Raw genomic sequence first — 19,982 nt, forward strand, 5'->3', positions numbered from 1 at the left:
TACGTGAGACGTAAATTCTTGCTGCTGCTGGAAACCGGATTGGTACTGGCGGGGCTGTGTCTGGGCGCTTCTGCCTGGAAAATCCATTCGGCGCTGGAACAACCGCTGAACATCACCCAGGAAGAGCTGCTGGACGTGCCCAAAGGCACGACACCCACCCGCACCTTCTATCGACTCGAAGCCGACGGCGTCATCAAGGACGCGTTCTGGCTGCGCGTTTACTGGCGCTTCAATCTGCCCAAGCAACCGTTGCACAGTGGCGAATACCGCATGCTTCCGGGCATGACGGTTGAAGGGCTGATCGACCTGTGGAAACGCGGCGAAATGGTTCAGTACAGCGTGACGCTGGTCGAAGGCTGGAATTTCCGCCAGGTCCGCGCCGCCCTGGCCAAAGATGAAAAACTCGAGCAGACAATCGCAGGTTTGAGCGACAGCCAGGTCATGGAAAAACTCGGTCACCGCGGGATTTTCCCGGAAGGTCGTTTCTTCCCCGACACCTATCGCTTTGTACGTGGCATGAGCGACGTCGATCTGCTGAAAAAAGCCTATGACCGCCTCGACGAAGTCCTCGCCAAAGAGTGGGATCAACGTTCTGCGGATGCGCCGTACACCGAACCCTATCAGGCGCTGATCATGGCCTCGCTGGTGGAGAAGGAAACCGGCGTGCCGCAAGAGCGCGGGCAGATTGCCGGGGTCTTTGTTCGACGCATGGCGATCGGCATGTTGCTGCAGACCGACCCGACGGTGATCTACGGTCTGGGTGATCGCTACAGCGGCAAACTGACCCGCGCCCACCTCAAGGAAGCGACCCCGTACAACACCTATATGATCTCGGGGCTGCCACCGACGCCGATTGCCATGGTCGGCCGCGAAGCCATCCATGCCGCTTTGAACCCGGTGGCCGGCAACAGCCTGTACTTCGTTGCGCGTGGCGATGGCAGCCATGTGTTCTCCGATGATCTGGATGCCCATAACAACGCAGTGCGTGAGTTCCAGCTCAAGCGTCGTGCCGATTATCGTTCCAGCCCGGCACCGATCCCTGGGCCAGAGGCGGCGAATGGCGAAGCACCGGAGGCCGAGGCGCCGATTCCGGCGGCTTCACCTGATCCCGATCCCGAGGCGTTGCCCTCCGTCGTGCCGCAAGAACCGGCTCCGGCTCCGGCTCCGGTTCCGGTTCCGGTTCCGATGCCTGCACCGGCAGCTGAGCCCGCGCCGGAAGCTGTCGCTCCGCAAGGCGCGCAATAATTTCTGATAAGGACTGCCCGTGACTGGCTTGTTTATTACCCTGGAAGGCCCGGAAGGCGCCGGCAAAAGTACCAATCGCGAATACCTGGCCGAGCGCCTGCGCGCTGCCGGTATCGAAGTGGTGCTGACCCGCGAACCGGGTGGTACGCCGTTGGCCGAGCGGATTCGCGAAGTGCTGCTGGCCCCGGTTGATGAAGTCATGAACCCCGACACGGAGCTGCTGCTGGTGTTTGCCGCGCGCGCCCAGCATCTGGCCGAAGTGATTCGCCCGGCGCTGGCCCGTGGTGCGGTGGTGTTGTGTGATCGTTTCACGGATTCTACATACGCCTATCAAGGTGGCGGTCGCGGTCTGTCGCTGGAGCGCATCGCGACGCTCGAAACCTTCGTCCAGGGCGATCTGCGCCCGGACCTGACCTTGATCTTCGACCTGCCGGTGGAAGTGGGCCTGGCCCGCGCCAGTGCTCGCGGTCGTCTGGACCGCTTCGAACTCGAAGGCCGAACCTTTTTTGATGCCGTGCGCAGTGCGTTCCTCAAGCGCGCCGAGGCGGATCCGGCGCGCTATGTGCTGGTCGATGCCGCCCAGCCGCTGGTGCAGGTTCAGCATTCGCTGGACGCCTTGTTGCCGCGTCTGCTGGAGTTGACCCGTGGCTGAAGCCTATCCGTGGCAGGACAGCCTCTGGCAACAGTTGGCCGGTCGTAAGCAACACGCTCACGCCTATCTGCTGCATGGCCCGGCCGGGATCGGCAAGCGCGCGCTGGCGGAACGCTTGATGGCCAGCCTGCTGTGTCAGCGGCCAACCGCGCAGGACGCATGCGGTGAATGCAAATCCTGCCTGCTGCTCAAGGCTGGCAGTCATCCCGACAACTACATCCTCGAGCCGGAAGAAGCCGACAAGGCGATCAAGGTCGATCAGGTCCGCGATCTGGTCAGCTTCGTGGTGCAGACCTCGCAAATGGGCGGGCGCAAAGTGGTGTTGATCGAGCCGGTCGAGTCGATGAACGTCAACGCCGCCAACGCCTTGCTCAAAAGCCTGGAAGAGCCGTCGGGCGATACCGTTTTGCTGTTGGTCAGTCACCAGACCAGTCGCCTGTTGCCGACCATCAAGAGCCGTTGCGTACAGCAGGCCTGCCCACTGCCGAGCGAAGCGATGAGCCTTGCATGGTTGGCGAAGGCGTTGCCGGACAGCTCGGAAGACGAGCGCGTCGAACTGCTGACGCTGGCCGCCGGTTCTCCGCTGGGCGCGGTCAAGTTGCAGGCCCAGGGTGTGCGCGAACAGCGCGCGCTGGTGGTGGAGGGCGTGAAGAAGTTGCTCAAACAACAGCAATCGCCGACACAATTGGCCGAAGAATGGAAAACCATTCCGCAGTTGCTGCTGTTCGACTGGTTCTGCGACTGGTCGAGCCTGATCCTGCGCTATCAGCTGACCCAGGATGAAGACGGTCTGGGATTGACGGACATGCGTAAGGTGATTCAGTACCTGGCGCAGAAAGCCGCTCAGGATAAAGTCCTGAATATCCAGGACTGGATCCTTGCCCAGCGTCAGAAGGTGATGAGCAAAGCCAACCTCAATCCGGCACTTTTGCTGGAAGCGCTGCTGGTGCAATGGGCCTCGCTGCCTACCCAGAAGTGATTGTCTGCGCCTAGACTCTGTGCATCAGCAGTGGAGGTCAGCATGAATGAACTCGTCAACCCGGGGCCGCGTAACGGCATTTTGTCCCTGACCATCAAGGACAAATCCGTGCTGTACGCGGCCTACATGCCCTTCATCAAGAACGGCGGGCTGTTTATCCCGACCAACAAAAGCTACAAGTTGGGCGATGAGGTCTTCATGTTGCTGAACCTGATGGATGAAGCCGAAAAGATTCCGGTCGCGGGCAAAGTCACCTGGGTCACGCCCAAAGGCGCTCAGGGTAACCGCGCCGCTGGCGTCGGCGTGCAGTTCAACGACGGTGACAACACGGCGCGCAGTCGAATCGAAAACTACCTGGCCGGAGCCCTCAAATCCGACCGTCCCACCCATACGATGTAAGTTGCAGCCCTTTTATGCTCGTAGATTCCCATTGTCACCTTGATCGTCTCGACCTCGCCGCCCACGACGGCTCTCTGGATGCGGCACTCGACGCGGCCCGTCAGCGCGGGGTAGGGCACTTCCTGTGCATCGGCGTCAGTGTCGACAACGCGGCCGACGTCAAAGCCCTGGCTGAACGTTATGACGACGTCGATTGTTCGGTCGGCGTGCATCCGCTGGATGTGCAGCCGGGCGCTGCGCCCGCACTGGACTGGTTGTTGCGCGAACTCAATCACCCGCGCGTCGTCGCGATTGGCGAAACCGGTCTGGATTATCACTACGAACCGGAAGCGGCCGAGTTGCAGCAGGAGTCATTCCGCCTACATTTGCAGGCAGCACAGCAGACCGGCAAGCCAGTGATCATCCACACCCGCGGCGCCCGTGCCGATACTTTAAGCTTGTTGCGTGAGGCGGCACTGCCACAGGCCGGCGTACTGCATTGCTTCACCGAAGACTGGGACATGGCCAAGGACGCGCTGGACATGGGTTATTACATTTCCCTGTCTGGTATTGTCACTTTCCGCAATGCCGACGCGCTACGCGATGTGGCCAGCAAAGTGCCTGCCGACCGCTTGCTGGTGGAAACCGACTCGCCATACCTCGCGCCGATCCCGTATCGCGGCAAGCCGAACCTGCCGCAGTATGTAAGGGAAGTCGCGGAATTTCTGGCCATGTTGCGGGGTGAGCCTTACGAGCGATTTGCCGAGCAGACCACCGAGAACTTCAAGCGGCTGTTCCCTTTGGCGCATGTGAAACCGGTTTAGGGCTAGCGCGAGCAGGCTCGCTGCGCAGGGTCAAATCGCAGGCAAAAAAAACCCGGGTTCTGGGGGGTGAATCCGGGTTAAGACCATTAGGAGTAAAACAATGGTACGCGGTCCGTTGGTACCAATATCGGCGCAACACTTGGGGGAGATGTCTCGCCGACAGTTCAAGTATTGATCACTATTGCGCCTAGTCCAGTTTACGGGCCCCGGTTTTTAAACAATTTTGGAATACGCCCGCTTCGGAAGAGTTCTCATCAATGAGCGAGCCTGCGGGAAATCATCAAGAAACACAGATATGGTCGGATGATCCGTGCATTTTTGCGTAAGTTAGGCATAATACGCGGCTTCGAATTTTGACCCCCAACAGACCTTTTCTTATGCATAAAGAACCTCGTAAGGTCCGTGAGTTTCGTCGCCGCGAGCAAGAAATTCTCGATACCGCGCTCAAGCTGTTCCTCGACCAAGGTGAAGACAGTGTCACCGTCGAGATGATTGCTGATGCCGTCGGTATCGGCAAAGGCACGATCTACAAGCACTTCAAATCCAAGGCGGAGATCTATCTGCGCCTGATGCTCGATTACGAGCGTGATTTGAACGAGCTGTTGCATTCGGCCGATGTCGACAAGGACAAGGAAGCGCTGTCCCGGGCTTACTTCGAATTCCGCATGCGCGATCCGCAACGCTATCGGTTGTTCGACCGCCTGGAAGAGAAGGTGGTCAAGGGCAATCAAGTGCCGGAGATGGTCGAGGAACTGCACAAGATCCGCGCCTCGAACTTCGAACGCCTGACCCTGCTGATCAAAGGCCGGATCAGCGAAGGCAAGCTCGAAGACGTGCCGCCGTACTTCCATTACTGCGCATCGTGGGCGCTGGTGCATGGCGCTGTGGCGCTGTATCACTCGCCGTTCTGGAGCAACGTGCTGGAAGATCAGGAAGGCTTCTTCCAGTTTCTGATGGACATCGGCGTGCGCATGGGCAACAAGCGCAAGCGCGATACCGACACTCCGAGCAGCTGAACCATTCAGCTGCCTGATTGCGCCATGATTTCTCTATATGGCGCAGTACCGCAGGAATATACTCAGGCTTGGGACTTGCCAAAACTTGAATTCTGAGTCAAGTTTTGTGCGTTCCACTTGTCCATCGCCGGAGTGATCCATGATCGTTGACCGTCAAGGCAGGCGTTTTCGCAATTTGCGGATCAGTCTGACCTCAGCCTGCAATTACGCGTGTACCTACTGTGTGCCCAACGGCAAGCGGCTGGTAGCTGCGCAGGATGAATTGTCGGCCGAGGCCATGGCGCGCGGCGTGGCATATTTGATCGAAGCGGCGGGCATCGAGCGTTTGCGTATCACTGGCGGCGAGCCGCTGGTCAGCCCCAAACTCGAAGCCTTCATGACCGCCGTTGGCCAGATGGGCCTGGAAGACATCAGCCTGACCACCAATGGTCAGCTGCTGGCGAAAAAGCTGCCGTTGCTGGTGGACGCCGGCATTCGTCGTATCAACGTTTCCCTCGACACCCTGGACGCCAGCGCCTTTCGCAGCATTGCCCGCGGCGGCGATCTGGCGACCGTGCTCGACGGCATGGATCAGGCCAGCGCGGCGGGCATAAAGATCAAGGTCAACATGGTGCCGCTGCGCGGACAGAACCTTGATCAGGTGATGCCGCTGCTCGATTACTGCCTGGAACGCGGCTATGAGTTGCGCTTCATCGAGCTGATGCGCATGGGCCACCTGGCCACCGACTCCAATGCGTTCCTGCAACAGTTCGTCAGCCTCCAGCAGTTGCTGAGCTTGATTGGCGAGCGTTATGAGTATCTGCAGGCCGATGCACCGGTCGATGCCACTGCGGTGCGCTACGAGATTCCGGGGCAGGGGCATTTTGGTGTAATCGCCAATGAAAGCGTTCCATTCTGCCGTACGTGCTCGCGCTTGCGTCTTTCGTCCACGGGTTGGCTGCATGGCTGCCTGTCGTCGAGCAACCGTCACTATGTCGGCGACTTGCTCGACAAACCTCGCCATCAAGCGCTGCCGGCGTTGCAGCGGCTGCTGGTGAAGGCCTTGGGTGACAAGCAGGAAGTGGCGTTCTCCGGCGGCGCGACAGTCATGAAGATTATTGGCGGCTGACACGCCCTGTGGCGAGGGAGCTTGCTCCCGTTGGGGCGCGAAGCGGCCCCCGAATTTCCAAAGACACTGCATTCCTCAGAATTTACGGCTGCTGCGCAACCGAGCGGGAGCAAGCTCCCTCGCCACAGATTTGCATTATCTATTTGCAAACATCCCTATGCTCAAGACTGGCGCGGAAGCTGCATCCCATGGCCATTCGCCGGTTTTCCGTCACCGGCCTCTGGAGGGTAGGATGCGTAGCCTGGTTTTGCTGCTGGCCGTTTTGGCGCTTGGTGGCTGCATGAATGTCAGCGACATGGCTGAAGGGACTCGCTACCAGATGAGCGACGCGGGGCTGCTGGATCACAGCGACAGCCGTCGGGTGAATAACCTGCGGATTCAGCCGGACTCGTTCATCTACATCGCCCAAGGTGCCTTTTCGCCACCAGGCAGTCCTTATCCGCGCCCAAACGTGGTGGCCGAAGAAGCCTTTAACGGCTTTGTCGAATACTTCCCGATGGTCCGCCGCGCCCGTGCACCCGAAGGCCTCGACCAGGCCATGGCTGAAGCCCGTGCCGCGGGTGCCCATTACCTGCTTTACACGCGGTTCGCCAAGGCTGACGACCGCATCGGCAACTCCGATGAGTGGCTCGATCAGGAATACGTGGACCGCCTCGGCATCGACAGCGGCGTGATTCAGATCATGTTGATCGAGACCAGCACCCAGTATTTGATTGATACTGCACGCATCAAGAGTCGTGGCGGTTTACTGACGTTCCACGACAACAAGCCAGAAGACCTGATCGGCCCACCCCTGCAGCAATACGCGCGCAGCCTGATCGGGATCAGCGACCAGTAATTTAAAGGAGAACGCCATGAGTGGCCCGCAAAAAGCCAACGACTTGTTGGGGCAAATCCCCAAGACCAAAGGCTTGCCGCCGGTCCACCTGTGGAACCCCGACTTCTGTGGCGACATCGACATGCGCATCGCCCGCGACGGCACCTGGTATTACCTGGGCACGCCAATCGGGCGCAAGCCGATGGTCAAATTGTTCTCGACCATCATTCGTCGCGATGGCGATGATTACTTCCTGATCACTCCGGTCGAGAAGGTCGGGATCAAGGTCGATGATGCGCCGTTCGTGGCGATTGCCGTCGATGTGGAAGGCGAGGGTGAGGCTCAGCTCCTGCGATTCACCACCAACGTGGATGAAACGGCCGAGGCAGGCGCGGAGCACCCGATTCGGGTGGTCATTGATCCGGTCACTCAAGAGCCCGCGCCCTACGTGCATGTGCGGACCAATCTTGAAGCCCTGATCCACCGCAATGTGTTCTATCAACTGGTTGAACTGGCCGTGACCCGTGAAATCGACGGGCAACGCTGGCTGGGTGTGTGGAGTGGCGGCGAGTTTTTCCCCATCGGTCTCGAGCCTTAATGCAAAACCCTGTGGGAGCGAGCTTGCTCGCGATGGCGGTGTGACAGTCAACATTGATGTTGAATGTTACGGCCTCATCGCGAGCAAGCTCGCTCCCACAGGGTTCTCTGTGTTCTTTCAATAATCCAATTGACACCCAATCGTATGATGATTAGCGTGTTGCTCCATCGCGCGCGGTCTTGAGGTTTCCATGTCCAGCAGTTTTCACGCCTCAACGGTCGATTGGCTGGGTTGCTGGATTGCCGCTGGCGAGGTCAAGCCCGGCGAAACCCTCAAGGTCGAAGCCGACCTGGGCGAGCAGCTGGGGGTCAGCCGCACGGTCATCCGTGAAGCGATCAAGACACTGGTCGCCAAAGGCATGCTTGAAGTCGGGCCGAAAGTCGGTACGCGGGTGCTGCCGGTGCGGCGCTGGAACCTCTTCGATCCGCAAGTCGTCGGCTGGCTGTCACGCAGTGGTTTGCCGGAAAACTTCGTCGACGACTTGCTCGACCTGCGCCGCACCATCGAGCCGATGGCCGTGCGCTGGGCCTGTGAACGGGCGACGGTCGAGCAAGTGCAGGCCATCCTCCTGGCCTACAACGCGCTGGAGCGGGCCGTGGACAGTGGCGTCGATTACAACCGCGCCGACCGGGTATTCCACGAGTGCATCCTCGCCGCCAGCCACAACCAATTCATCGAACAAATGGTCCCGGCGCTCGGCGCGCTGCTGGCGGTGTCATTCGAAGTCTCTGCCGCCGACCCCGACGAACTGCGGCGTACGCTGCCCATCCACAAAGACATGGCCGACGCCATCGCCGCCCGCGACGCCGCGCGCGGGGTGTGGGCGTGCATGACCCTGATCGATAACGCAGACCTGGCGATCAAACGCTTCTACCCCCAAGTCGTGGCCGACAAAAGAACTGGCTGACTACAAAGAACCCATGTGGGACCGAGCCTGCTCGCGAAAGCGTCGGCACACCCGACATAGATGTCACAGACACACCGCTATCGCGAGCAAGCTCGCTCACACCTAAAAACAAGAACAAGGCAGGAGGTTTCATGACGTTGAATGCGCTGACCCAGCACCGGGCGCGGCTTGGCGAAGGCCCGTTCTGGGATGCCCCGACACAGGCGCTGTACTGGGTCGACATCGCCGGCAAACAAGCCCTCCGGTTAATCGGCGCCAACGTCCAGATTTGGCAAATGCCGGAACACATCTCCGCCTTCATTCCGTGTGAAAGCGGCGATGCGCTGGTCGCGTTGAGCAGCGGCGTCTATCGTCTGGACCTCGACTCCCCGGGCCTTGAACCACGACTGACCTTGCTCTGCATGGCCGACCCGCAACCCGGCAACCGCCCCAACGAGGCCCGTTGCGATGCGCAGGGGCGGCTCTGGCTCGGCACCATGCAGAACAACATCGGCGAAAACGGCGAAGACTTGCCGGTCACCCGTCGCTCCGGTGGCCTGTTCCGTATCGACCGCGATGCCCGGGTTACGCCGTTGCTTCGCGGACTGGGAATTCCCAACACGCTGCTGTGGAGCGAAGACGCCACCACTCTGTTTTTCGCTGACAGCCTCGACGCCACGCTGTACCGCTACTTCATCCACGCCGACGGCAATCTGGACACCGCTTATGTCTGGTTCGGTCCCGACAAGCGTGGGGTCCCCGACGGCTCGGCCATGGATGCCGAAGGTTACATCTGGAACGCCCGCTGGGATGGCAGTTGCCTGATAAGACTGACCCCGGACGGACACGTCGATCGAATCATCGAACTGCCTGTCAGCCGTCCCACCAGTTGCGTATTCGGTGGCGAAGACCTGAAAACCCTGTACATCACCAGCGCGGCGAGCCCGCTCAACCATCCGCTGGACGGGGCGGTGTTGTCGCTTCGAGTAAATGTGGCCGGGAAACCTTGTACGCGCTTTGCTGGATAAATCCCAAAATATGGGATGTAAAATTATATATTGAGATTATTTGCCGGGCAGGTTTATAGTCGGCCATCAGTTACACGCACTCACACTTAAAAAAACAAAACAGGTGAAGTGATGCAGCGATTTTCCAGACAGTCTTTTGACCGGACATCGACAGATGCCCGGTTTTTGTCGTGCCCGCAAAAGGAGTCTTGATTCATGGCTGAACCTCTTTCCTTGCCAGCGGTGCCGGAGCCGCCCAAAGGCGAGCGCCTGAAGAACAAGGTGGTGTTGCTGACCGGCGCTGCCCAGGGCATCGGCGAGGCCATCGTCGCGACGTTCGCGGCCCAGCAGGCCAAGCTGATCATCAGCGATATCCAGGCTGAGAAAGTCGAGAAAGTCGCGGCGCATTGGCGTGAACAGGGTGCGGACGTGGTCGCGATCAAGGCTGACGTTTCGCACCAGCAAGACCTGCACGCCATGGCCAGGCTGGCGATTGATCTGCACGGCCGCATCGACGTCCTGGTCAACTGCGCCGGGGTCAATGTGTTCCGTGATCCGCTGGAAATGACCGAGGAAGATTGGCGTCGCTGCTTCGCCATCGACCTCGACGGCGCCTGGTATGGCTGCAAGGCTGTGCTGCCGCAAATGATCGAACAGGGCATCGGCAGCATCATCAACATTGCGTCGACCCACTCCAGCCACATCATTCCGGGCTGTTTCCCGTACCCGGTGGCCAAGCACGGTTTGCTCGGCCTGACCCGTGCACTGGGCATCGAATACGCGGCCAACGGCATTCGCGTCAACGCCATCGCGCCGGGCTACATCGAAACCCAATTGAACGTGGATTACTGGAACGGGTTTGCCGACCCGCATGCCGAGCGTCAACGCGCCCTGGACTTGCATCCGCCGCGTCGCATCGGTCAACCGATGGAAGTGGCCATGACCGCCGTGTTCCTGGCCAGCGATGAAGCGCCGTTCATCAATGCCTCGTGCATCACCATCGATGGTGGGCGCTCGGTGATGTACCACGACTGAATAGAACCGCTTTCAGGCGCGGAACTCCGTCTGAAAGCCAATCATCATACGATATGACTATTAGCTTCAAAGTGTTCACCGGCTTTCAAATAACGCTCAAAAAAAATAACAAGGAGTCAGCTTATGAATCGTCGTCGCGGGATCCGTTCCCTGTGCTGTGCCGCTCTGGCGGTCACCGCGGTTAGCCTGAGCAGTACGCTGCTGGCAGCCGAGGAAGTAAAGATTGGTTTTCTGGTCAAGCAAGCGGAGGAGCCTTGGTTCCAGACCGAGTGGGCCTTCGCTGAAAAGGCCGGTAAAGACAAAGGCTTCACCGTTATCAAGATCGCTGTGCCGGACGGCGAGAAAACCCTGTCTGCCATCGACAGTCTTGCGGCCAACGGCGCCAAGGGTTTTGTGATCTGCCCGCCGGACGTCGGCCTCGGCCCGGCCATCGTGGCCAAGGCCAAGGCCAATGGTTTGAAAGTGATGGCGGTCGATGACCGTTTTGTCGATGCCAGCGGCAAGTTCATGGAAGACGTGCCTTACCTCGGCATGGCCGCCTTTGAAGTCGGCCAGAAACAGGGCGCGGCGATGGCCACCGAAGCGAAGAAACGCGGTTGGGACTGGAAAGACACCTACGCGGTGATCAACACGTTCAACGAACTCGACACTGGCAAGAAGCGCACCGACGGTTCGGTCAAGGCGCTGGAAGACGCGGGCTTCCCGAAAGACCACATTCTCTTCACGGCGCAGAAAACCCTCGACGTCCCGGGCAGCATGGACGCCACCAACTCTGCATTGGTGAAACTGCCGAGTGGCGCGAAAAACCTGATCATCGGCGGCATGAACGACAACACGGTGCTGGGCGGCGTGCGCGCTACCGAAACCGCCGGTTTTGCAGCGGCCAACGTCATCGGCATCGGCATTAACGGTACGGATGCTATCGGCGAACTGAAAAAGCCCAATAGCGGCTTCTTTGGCTCGATGCTGCCAAGCCCGCACATCGAAGGCTACAACACCGCCAGCATGATGTTTGACTGGGTCACCACCGGCAAAGAACCACCGAAATTCACCGCCATGGACGACGTGACGCTGATCACGCGCGAGAACTTCAAGCAGGAACTGGAAAAGATCGGCCTCTGGAACTGAGGCGCGGTTGATTTCAACGGCGGCCCTGGCGACGGGGCCGTCTGATCTGTGAAGAGGTGGTTTATGCACGCGCAAGTACAGACACATGAGCACAGCGTCGGCGGCAGCCTGCGCTTCAACGGGATCGGCAAGACCTTTCCCGGCGTGAAGGCGCTGGATGGCATCAGCTTCGTCGCGCACCCGGGGCAGGTTCACGCCTTGATGGGCGAGAACGGTGCCGGCAAATCGACCCTGCTGAAAATCCTCGGTGGCGCCTACACGCCGAGCAGCGGCGACCTGCAGATCGGCGAACAGACGATGGCGTTCAAATCCACCGCCGACAGCATCGCCAGCCGCGTCGCGGTGATCCATCAGGAATTGCACCTGGTGCCGGAAATGACCGTGGCGGAGAACCTGTTCCTCGGGCACCTGCCGGCCAGTTTCGGCCTGATCAATCGTGGCGCCTTGCGCCAACAGGCGTTGGCTTGCCTCAAAGGCCTGGCCGATGAAATCGACCCGCAAGAAAAAGTCGGGCGCTTGTCCCTCGGGCAGCGGCAACTGGTGGAAATCGCCAAGGCGTTGTCCCGTGGCGCGCATGTGATTGCGTTCGACGAACCGACCAGCAGCCTGTCGGCACGCGAGATCGACCGCTTGATGGCGATCATCGGACGCCTGCGCGACGAAGGCAAAGTGGTGCTCTACGTCTCCCATCGCATGGAAGAAGTGTTCCGCATCTGCAACGCGGTGACGGTGTTCAAGGACGGCCGCTACGTGCGCACCTTCGAGGACATGAGCGAACTGACCCACGACCAACTAGTGACGTGCATGGTCGGTCGCGACATTCAGGACATCTACGATTACCGCGCTCGGCAACGTGGCGCGGTGGCGCTGAAGGTCGATGGCCTGCTCGGCCCCGGCTTGCGCGAGCCGGTGAGTTTCGAGGCACACAAAGGCGAGATTCTCGGGTTGTTCGGGCTGGTCGGTGCCGGGCGTACCGAGCTGTTCCGCCTGCTCAGCGGGCTGGAACGCAATACGGCCGGACGCCTGGAACTGCGCGGCCATGAACTGAAACTGCGCTCACCTCGCGATGCGATTGCGGCCGGGATTCTGCTGTGCCCCGAGGACCGCAAGAAGGAGGGCATCATCCCGCTCGCCAGTGTCGCCGAGAACATCAACATCAGTGCTCGCGGCGCGCATTCCACCTTTGGCTGCCTGTTGCGTGGCCTGTGGGAAAAGGGCAATGCCGACAAACATATCAAGGCGCTGAAGGTGAAGACGCCCAGCGCTGAACAGAAAATCATGTACCTGTCCGGCGGCAATCAGCAGAAGGCCATTCTCGGTCGCTGGCTGTCGATGCCGATGAAAGTCCTGTTGCTCGACGAACCGACACGCGGCATCGACATCGGCGCCAAGGCGGAGATCTACCAGATCATCCATAACCTCGCCGAAAGCGGCATCGCGGTGATCGTGGTGTCCAGCGACCTGATGGAAGTGATGGGTATTTCCGACCGCATTCTGGTGCTCTGCGAAGGCGCGATGCGCGGCGAGTTGTCTCGCGCCGAGGCCAATGAATCCAACCTGCTGCAACTGGCTTTGCCACGCCAACGCGCTGACGACGTGGCGAACTGAGAGGTGACTATGATGACAACCCAAAACAACGCGCTGCCTACCGAGCGCAAACCCTTGGACCTGCGACGCTTTCTCGATGACTGGGTGATGCTGCTGGCAGCCGTCGGGATCTTCGTGCTCTGCACGTTACTGATCGACAACTTCCTCTCGCCACTGAACATGCGCGGCCTGGGCCTGGCGATTTCCACCACCGGCATCGCCGCGTGCACCATGTTGTATTGCCTGGCATCCGGGCATTTTGACTTGTCCGTGGGCTCGGTGATTGCCTGTGCCGGTGTGGTTGCGGCGGTGGTCATGCGCGACACCGACAGCGTCTTTCTTGGGGTGACGGCAGCACTGTTCATGGGCCTGATTGTCGGGCTGATCAACGGGATCGTGATTGCCAAGCTGCGGGTCAACGCGTTGATCACCACGCTGGCGACCATGCAGATTGTTCGCGGTCTGGCTTACATCTTTGCCAATGGCAAAGCGGTCGGCGTCTCGCAAGAACAGTTCTTCGTCTTCGGCAATGGCCAGTTGTTTGGCGTGCCGGTGCCGATCCTGATCACCATCGTCTGCTTCCTGTTTTTCGGCTGGCTGCTGAACTACACCACCTACGGGCGCAACACCATGGCCATCGGGGGCAACCAGGAAGCGGCGTTGCTGGCCGGGGTCAACGTTGACCGGACCAAGATCCTCATCTTCGCCGTGCATGGCGTGATTGGCGCGTTGGCCGGGGTGATCCTGGCGTCGCGCATGACCTCCGGGCAGCCGATGATTGGCCAGGGTTTTGAGCTGACGGTGATCTCGGCTTGCGTGCTGGGCGGGGTGTCGTTGAGCGGCGGGATCGGCATGATCCGGCATGTAATTGCCGGGGTGTTGATTCTGGCGATTATTGAAAATGCGATGAACCTGAAGAACATCGATACGTTTTACCAGTATGTGATTCGTGGATCGATCCTGTTGTTGGCGGTCGTCATCGACCGACTCAAACAACGCTGAGACTCGTGCTGTCTTAGCTGACGCCATCGCGGGCAAGCCACGCTCCCACAGGTCATGTGTCGTGCACGGATTATGCGACTGACACATAACCGGTGGGAGCGTGGCTTGCCCGCGATGGCGGTGTATCTGAATCACCCCTCTATCGCGTACAACCGCGTCCTCCCGTCACTTTCCTGAAATATCCCTTGCCCGCACGGACCCGTTTCGGCTATTTCTTTGTACATGATTAGACAGGTACGATTTGACAAGAAACAACGGGTGGTCGACGAACTCATCCGGCGCATTGAAAGCGGCCTCATGGAGGACGGCTTTCTGCTGCCGGGCGAGCATCAGTTGGCTCAAGAATTCAAAGTCAGCCGAGGGACGCTGCGTGAAGCACTCGCCGAGTTGAAACGGCGCAACTACATTGCGACGCAAAGTGGTGTCGGTTCCATCGTCACCTTCGACGGTGTGGTGCTCGATCAGCGCAGCGGCTGGGCCCAGGCGCTGGCCGACAGCGGAGCGTTGATCAATACCGAAGTGCTGCGGCTGGAAGCGGTGACGCGTCCGGACCTGTTGCCGCGTTTCGGCACCGACCAATTCATCACCCTCGACCGGCGCCGCCGCTCCAACAACGGCACGCTGGTCTCCCTCGAACGCTCATTGATGCCCGCGACCGGTGGCCTGGAAAGCCTGCCGCGCGTTGGCCTGATCGACAATTCACTGACCATCACCCTGGCCGCCTACGGCTACATCGGCGAACGCGGCGATCAATGGATCGGCGCCGAACCCCTGAATGCCGAAGACGCCGAATTGCTGGGGCGTCCGGTGGGCACCGTATTCCTCAAGGCGCTGCGGACCACCTACGACCGGCAAAACCGCTTCATGGAGCAAGTCGAAAGTCTGCTCGATCCCGTACATTTTCGCCTGCACCTGCAATTTGGAACCCCGAAATGACTGCGCTCAATCGTGCCCTGGGCGCGTTCTACGGACTGGCCCTGGGCGATGCGCTGGGCATGCCGACCCAGTCCCTGAGCCGCGCCGAAATCAAGGCGCGCTTCGGCGAAATCACCGATCTGGAAGACGCCGGCCCCGATCAACCGATCGCCGCCAACATGCCCAAGGGCTCGATCACCGACGACACCGAACAGGCGATTCTGGTCGGTCAGTTGCTGATTGAGGGTGAGGGACGGATCGAGCCGACGGTGCTCGCGCAGCGGCTGATCGAATGGGAAGCCGAGATGCAGGCCAAGGGCTCGCAGGACTTGCTCGGGCCTTCGACCAAGCGGGCGATCGAGATGATCCTCGCCGGTCATTCGCCGGAAGAAGCGGGGCGTTACGGCACCACCAATGGCGCAGCGATGCGCATCACGCCGGTCGGCATTGCGGCGGATGTCGCCGACCCGGAGCGTTTCATCAAAGCGGTGGTGCAGGCGTGTCAGGTCACCCACAACACCACGCTGGGCATCTCCAGCGCGGCGGCGGTGGCGGCGGTGATTTCTGCCGGGATCAATGGCATGGATTTGGGCGAAGCGCTGAACCTCGGCCAGCAGATCGCGCAGCAAGCCGAAGGTCGTGGTCACTGGGTGGCGGGCGGACGGATTGCCTCGCGCATCAGTTGGGCACGCAGCATTAGTGTCGACAGCGACAAGGCGCTGCTGGCGGACGTGATGTACGACGTGATTGGCACCTCGGTGGCCTCGCAGGAATCGGTGGTGGTCTCGTTTGCCCTGGCGCAGCAAGTGGCCATTGGCGAGATGAGTGCCTTTGAAGCGGTGTGCATGGCTGCGGGACTGGGCGGTGACACCGATACCATGGCGGCGATTCTCGGCGCGATGCTGGGGGCTTGCCTGGGCCTTGAGAGTTGGCCGGTGGCGATGATCGACAAGGTCAAAGCGGTTAATGGCCTTGAATTGGAACCGTTGGTGCAAGGGCTTTTGGCTTTGCGTTGACTGGGCTGACGCCATCGCGGGCAAGCCCGCTCCGACAGGTAAAGTGCAAACCTTGAGGTACACACTGTCCCTGTGGGAGCGGGCTTGCCCGCGATAGGCGCGCCCCTTGTTTGAATTTTTCACCGCAATGGATCGCACTGACTTGGCCAGGACAGCCGGGCTGTAGTTGTCGTCTTCCGTCATTGCCCATAATCACAACAAGGCAACAGGAGTATTTTCATGAGTTCATCAACCGCCGGGCAAAGTGCCGGGCAACTGGAAACGCGCGGCATCGAACCGGTGCCGGAAGCGGAGTGCAACGGGCATCCGCTGCAACTGTTCTGGGTCTGGTTCGCCGCCAACATTTCCATCCTCGGCCTGCCGTTGGGCGCCACGCTGGTGGCGTTTCGTGGCCTGGCGATCTGGCAGGCAATCATCGTTGCGATCCTCGGCGCTGCCGGTTCGTTCGCGGTGGTCGGGATTATCTCCATCGCCGGTCGGCGTGGCCGCGCACCGAGCCTGACCCTGTCGCGAGCCATCTTCGGCGTACGGGGCAATATCGGCCCGACCCTGGTTTCGCTGATGTCGCGCCTGGGCTGGGAAACCGTCAACACCACCACTGCCGCGTTCGTGTTGCTGTCGCTGTGCTCGATCCTGTTCGGATCGCCCGTAGAAGCCAAAAGCGCGCCGGTTCTGACGTTGCTGTTTATCGCGATTTTCGTGTTGCTGACGTTGTCGGTGTCCGGCCTCGGTCACGCCACGCTGCTGGTGATTCAGAAGTGGGCGACCTACGTGTTCGGCGCGCTGAACATTGTGGTCGGCGGTTTCCTCTGCGCCACCATCGACTGGAGCGCCGTGTTCAACGCCACACCTGCACCGTTGAGCGCCATGATCATCGGCGTCGGCACGATGGCCGCCGGCACCGGGATCGGTTGGGCCAACGCCGGTGCCGACATGTCGCGCTACCAGCATCGCAGTGTCAAAGCGGTGCGCCTGGTGGCGTCGGCAGCGTTCGGTGCGGGGATTCCACTGGTGTTGCTGATCACTCTTGGCGGTCTGTTGTCGGTGGGTAACAATGACCTGGCTTCCGCCACTGACCCGATCATCGCGATCCGCGACATGCTGCCGACCTGGATGGCCGTGCCGTACCTGATCACCGCGTTCGGCGGCTTGCTGCTGTCGAATAACCTGTCGGTGTATTCGGCTGGCCTGACCACGTTGACCCTCGGTTTGAAGGTCAAGCGTGTGTACGCGGTGGTAGTGGATATCGTCGCGATCTTCGCCGGTTCGATCTACTTCATGCTGATCGCCGACAGCTTCTACGGTCCGTTCATTACCTTCATTTCCTTGCTGGCAGTGCCGATCACCGCGTGGGTCGGGATTTTCGTCGTCGACCTGATTCACCGTCATTACTACAGCCCCAAAGACCTGCTGGACGTCAGCCCGAGCAGCGCTTACTGGTACAGCGGTGGTATCGAATGGCGCGCCTTCGGTGCATGGGCCGTGGCGATCGTGTTGGGCTTCAGCTTTACCACCATCGGCACCACCGAACAGACGGTGTGGTTCCGTGGTTTCCTGTCCAACTCGTGGCTGGGCCATAACGGCCTGGGCTGGATCGTCACGTTCCTGGTGGCCGGCGGGATTTATTTTGTACTCGGTGGCGCCAAGGATCGCCGCGCCGCCATGACTGAGAATGCTCATGCCTAATTTGTTGCACACCGGCCAGGTCATCATCGACCTGGCCATGGCCGTGGATAAATTGCCTCAAACCGGCGGCGACGTGCTGGCGAAGTCCGCCAGTTTCGAAGCCGGCGGCGGCTTCAATGTGATGGCTGCGGCCCAGCGTAATGGCTTGCCCGTGGTCTACCTCGGGCGCCATGGCACCGGGCGTTTCGGCGATCTGGCGCGTGAGGCGATGCAGGCGGAAGGCATTCGGATCGGCATCGCCCAACCCGCAGACCGGGACACGGGTTTGTGCGTGGCGGTGACGGATGCCTCGGCCGAACGCAGTTTCATTTCCTACATCGGCGCCGAAGGCGAACTGACCGCCGAGGACCTGGCCAGCGTGCCGGCCGAGGCGGGCGACTATGTCTACGTCAGTGGCTACAGCCTGCTGCAAGTAGGCAAGGCGAAGGCGCTGGTGGATTGGGTGCTGGATTTGCCGAAAGGCATCAACGTGGTGTTCGATCCGGGGCCGTTGGTGGATTCACCGGATGAGCCGTTGATGAAAGCCTTGCTGGCGCGCATCGATATCTGGACCAGCAACAGCGTTGAGGTGCTGCGATTTACCGGTGCATCGGATATTGCCCAGGCGTTGGATCTTTTGGGCGATCACCTGCCCGCCGAGGTGTTGATGGTGGTGCGCGATGGGCCGCAAGGGTGTTGGATCAGCCAGCGTGGCGAGCGTCAGCATGTGCCGGGTTTCAGGGTGACGGCGGTGGACAGCAACGGGGCGGGCGATGCGCATGCCGGGGTGTTTGTGGCCGGGTTGGCGCATGGATTGTCGGCGGTTGAGGCGGCGCGCCGGGCGAATGCCGCGGCGGCGTTGGCGGTCACTCGGTGGGGGCCGGCGACTTCGCCGGGGAGTGCTGAGGTGGATGCTTTAATCAATCCGTAAGATTGATGGCGTTGAACGATAGCCTTCGCGAGCAGGCTCGCTCCTACCGTTGATCTGCGTCGTGCACTGATCCTATGTGGGAGCGAGCCTGCTCGCGAAGGGGCCAGTCAATTCACCGCAGATTCTGAATTTACCCAGCCTTGCGCAACGCCTCAATCAACGCCTGCTTGCGCATCCCGGACCGCCCGGGAATCTGCTTCGCTCGAGCCTCTTTCATCAGGCTATCAACCGTCTGCGTATCCCGCGAAGCCTTGCTGTTACGCGAATGGCCTTCACGGGTCGCCACCGCCCGCCGCGATGATTCCTTGCGATCCTCGGACTTGGCACTGGCCGGTTTCTTGCGCCCGGAACCCCCGGCGCGTTCACCGCCACCCGACTGCTTGTTCACCGTGGCCCAGGCGCGGGCCTCGGCTTCATCCTTGGACACACCTTTGTGTTCATAGCTTTCTTCGATGTGCTCGGCCTTGCGCTTTTGCTCGGCGGTGTATTTGTCTTTGCTTCCACGACGCATGGGATCTCTCCTGGCTTCAGAGTGTTCAGATTTCCAGTTTGCGTGCCGCTTCAACCCCGGCGCAACTGAGCTTGATCGGCAGGTTCAGCGAGTGCTCACCCGCTTCGTTGCACGTCACGTGGCCGTGTTGAATCAGCCCTCGGTCCTGCAGGGCGGCGAGGGTGCTGGCCACGACTTTCTCCCCGCGATAATTGTCCAGGACCTCCTTGCCCAAGCCACTTGGGTGGGCGTGCAGCAGGCGGATCAGGACTTCTTTTTCCAGGTTGTTATCGTCGTTCATGCTTACCTCTGGATGGTGGTGGAGAGGTTGCTCGCGGCGGCGAGCTATTGATTGGCGGCCCCTTCGGAACCCGAGCCGCCGGTGGTGGTTTTCGAGCCGATGCCACTGCCGGCGTTATCGGGTGTGCGCGTGTCGGGCAAATTCAGCCCGCCTTGACGGCCGGCGTCGTTGCCCTGAGTCCGTGGGTCAGTGCCCGTGGAGGGCGGCAGGCTGTTGTCGATGCCGGAGCCGTTGGTGTTCATGCCGGGTGCGCTTTGGATGGCGGGCGCTTTCGGGCCCTCGACCGGGTTGGTCGGGCCGGTTCCTTCAGCGAGTGTCGCGGCGAATGCGGCAGAGGACAGCAGCGTGGTGAGGGCGAGGGCGGTCAACCTGGACATGAACATGGCATCGTCTCCGTTTAAT

The 19,982-nt window shown here is 60.5% G+C and carries 22 protein-coding genes; 19 read left to right on the forward strand and 3 right to left on the reverse strand.

The genetic code is table 11. The annotated features are described in order from the left end of the window. Window positions 1-3: 3 nt before the first annotated feature. The 19 genes from mltG to D882_RS0115330 all read left to right on the forward strand — a co-directional run bounded on the left by mltG (window position 4) and on the right by D882_RS0115330 (window position 18,789). Window positions 4-1,245, forward strand: a complete 1,242-nt coding sequence (gene mltG, locus D882_RS0115240; RefSeq protein ID WP_027924044.1) for an endolytic transglycosylase MltG — start codon at window positions 4-6, stop codon at window positions 1,243-1,245. Between the two features lie 19 nt (window positions 1,246-1,264). Next, window positions 1,265-1,897, forward strand: coding sequence for a dTMP kinase (gene tmk, locus D882_RS0115245; protein ID WP_027924045.1), 633 nt, complete (start codon window positions 1,265-1,267; stop codon window positions 1,895-1,897). Beyond that, window positions 1,890-2,876: a DNA polymerase III subunit delta' gene (locus D882_RS0115250; RefSeq protein WP_027924046.1), complete on the forward strand. Its 987-nt coding sequence runs from the start codon at window positions 1,890-1,892 to the stop codon at window positions 2,874-2,876. The genes tmk and D882_RS0115250 overlap by 8 nt, the downstream gene beginning before the upstream one ends. A gap of 42 nt (window positions 2,877-2,918) precedes the next feature. Further along, a complete protein-coding gene (locus D882_RS0115255) occupies window positions 2,919-3,275 on the forward strand; it encodes a PilZ domain-containing protein (protein ID WP_027924047.1) in 357 nt (118 codons plus the stop codon). Between the two features lie 14 nt (window positions 3,276-3,289). Next, window positions 3,290-4,078: a TatD family hydrolase gene (locus D882_RS0115260; protein ID WP_027924048.1), complete on the forward strand. Its 789-nt coding sequence runs from the start codon at window positions 3,290-3,292 to the stop codon at window positions 4,076-4,078. Window positions 4,079-4,455: 377 nt separating this feature from the next. Next, complete coding sequence (locus tag D882_RS0115265) at window positions 4,456-5,094, forward strand: TetR/AcrR family transcriptional regulator (protein WP_008152317.1); 639 nt, start codon at window positions 4,456-4,458, stop codon at window positions 5,092-5,094. Window positions 5,095-5,233: 139 nt separating this feature from the next. Next, a complete protein-coding gene (locus D882_RS0115270) occupies window positions 5,234-6,202 on the forward strand; it encodes a GTP 3',8-cyclase MoaA (RefSeq protein WP_027924049.1) in 969 nt (322 codons plus the stop codon). A gap of 232 nt (window positions 6,203-6,434) precedes the next feature. Beyond that, entirely contained in the window at window positions 6,435-7,040 is a 606-nt protein-coding gene (locus D882_RS0115275; protein ID WP_027924050.1) for a DUF4823 domain-containing protein, read from the forward strand. Window positions 7,041-7,056: 16 nt separating this feature from the next. Next, window positions 7,057-7,617 (forward strand): DUF1285 domain-containing protein, encoded by a 561-nt coding sequence (locus D882_RS0115280; RefSeq protein ID WP_027924051.1) that lies wholly within the window; start codon window positions 7,057-7,059, stop codon window positions 7,615-7,617. 190 nt (window positions 7,618-7,807) lie between these two features. After that, window positions 7,808-8,524 (forward strand): FadR/GntR family transcriptional regulator, encoded by a 717-nt coding sequence (locus D882_RS0115285; protein ID WP_027924052.1) that lies wholly within the window; start codon window positions 7,808-7,810, stop codon window positions 8,522-8,524. Between the two features lie 131 nt (window positions 8,525-8,655). Continuing rightward, a complete protein-coding gene (locus D882_RS0115290) occupies window positions 8,656-9,531 on the forward strand; it encodes an SMP-30/gluconolactonase/LRE family protein (protein WP_027924053.1) in 876 nt (291 codons plus the stop codon). Window positions 9,532-9,726: 195 nt separating this feature from the next. Next, window positions 9,727-10,545, forward strand: a complete 819-nt coding sequence (locus D882_RS0115295; protein ID WP_027924054.1) for an SDR family oxidoreductase — start codon at window positions 9,727-9,729, stop codon at window positions 10,543-10,545. A 123-nt stretch (window positions 10,546-10,668) separates the two neighbouring features. After that, window positions 10,669-11,673 carry a substrate-binding domain-containing protein gene (locus D882_RS0115300; protein WP_027924055.1) on the forward strand — a complete coding sequence of 335 codons (1,005 nt, stop codon included), beginning with the start codon at window positions 10,669-10,671 and terminating at the stop codon, window positions 11,671-11,673. A gap of 63 nt (window positions 11,674-11,736) precedes the next feature. Then, complete coding sequence (gene araG / locus D882_RS0115305; protein WP_027924056.1) at window positions 11,737-13,281, forward strand: L-arabinose ABC transporter ATP-binding protein AraG; 1,545 nt, start codon at window positions 11,737-11,739, stop codon at window positions 13,279-13,281. Window positions 13,282-13,293: 12 nt separating this feature from the next. Next, window positions 13,294-14,262: an L-arabinose ABC transporter permease AraH gene (araH, locus tag D882_RS0115310; protein ID WP_027924057.1), complete on the forward strand. Its 969-nt coding sequence runs from the start codon at window positions 13,294-13,296 to the stop codon at window positions 14,260-14,262. Between the two features lie 222 nt (window positions 14,263-14,484). Further along, complete coding sequence (locus D882_RS0115315) at window positions 14,485-15,198, forward strand: GntR family transcriptional regulator (RefSeq protein WP_027924058.1); 714 nt, start codon at window positions 14,485-14,487, stop codon at window positions 15,196-15,198. Continuing rightward, complete coding sequence (locus D882_RS0115320) at window positions 15,195-16,193, forward strand: ADP-ribosylglycohydrolase family protein (RefSeq protein ID WP_027924059.1); 999 nt, start codon at window positions 15,195-15,197, stop codon at window positions 16,191-16,193. Before D882_RS0115315 ends, D882_RS0115320 begins: the two co-directional genes overlap by 4 nt. Before the next feature lie 219 nt (window positions 16,194-16,412). After that, the gene (locus D882_RS0115325; RefSeq protein ID WP_027924060.1) at window positions 16,413-17,879 is read left to right on the forward strand and encodes a cytosine permease; all 1,467 of its coding nucleotides are present in this window, start codon (window positions 16,413-16,415) and stop codon (window positions 17,877-17,879) included. Beyond that, window positions 17,872-18,789 (forward strand): PfkB family carbohydrate kinase, encoded by a 918-nt coding sequence (locus D882_RS0115330; protein ID WP_027924061.1) that lies wholly within the window; start codon window positions 17,872-17,874, stop codon window positions 18,787-18,789. The genes D882_RS0115325 and D882_RS0115330 overlap by 8 nt, the downstream gene beginning before the upstream one ends. Before the next feature lie 130 nt (window positions 18,790-18,919). On the opposite strand, the gene D882_RS0115335 is transcribed toward D882_RS0115330, so the two are convergent. The 3 genes from D882_RS0115335 to D882_RS0115345 are packed head-to-tail and all read right to left on the reverse strand — an operon-like array spanning window position 18,920 to window position 19,963. After that, the gene (locus tag D882_RS0115335) at window positions 18,920-19,300 is read right to left on the reverse strand and encodes a termination factor Rho (protein ID WP_027924062.1); all 381 of its coding nucleotides are present in this window, start codon (window positions 19,298-19,300) and stop codon (window positions 18,920-18,922) included. A gap of 25 nt (window positions 19,301-19,325) precedes the next feature. Next, window positions 19,326-19,580 carry a hypothetical protein gene (locus tag D882_RS0115340; RefSeq protein ID WP_027924063.1) on the reverse strand — a complete coding sequence of 85 codons (255 nt, stop codon included), beginning with the start codon at window positions 19,578-19,580 and terminating at the stop codon, window positions 19,326-19,328. A gap of 44 nt (window positions 19,581-19,624) precedes the next feature. Beyond that, window positions 19,625-19,963 (reverse strand): hypothetical protein, encoded by a 339-nt coding sequence (locus D882_RS0115345; RefSeq protein WP_027924064.1) that lies wholly within the window; start codon window positions 19,961-19,963, stop codon window positions 19,625-19,627. Between the last annotated feature and the right edge of the window lie 19 nt (window positions 19,964-19,982).

Origin of the sequence: Pseudomonas sp. URMO17WK12:I12 (assembly GCF_000514395.1) — a bacterium.
In the GTDB taxonomy this organism is placed as follows: domain Bacteria; phylum Pseudomonadota; class Gammaproteobacteria; order Pseudomonadales; family Pseudomonadaceae; genus Aquipseudomonas; species Aquipseudomonas mucoides.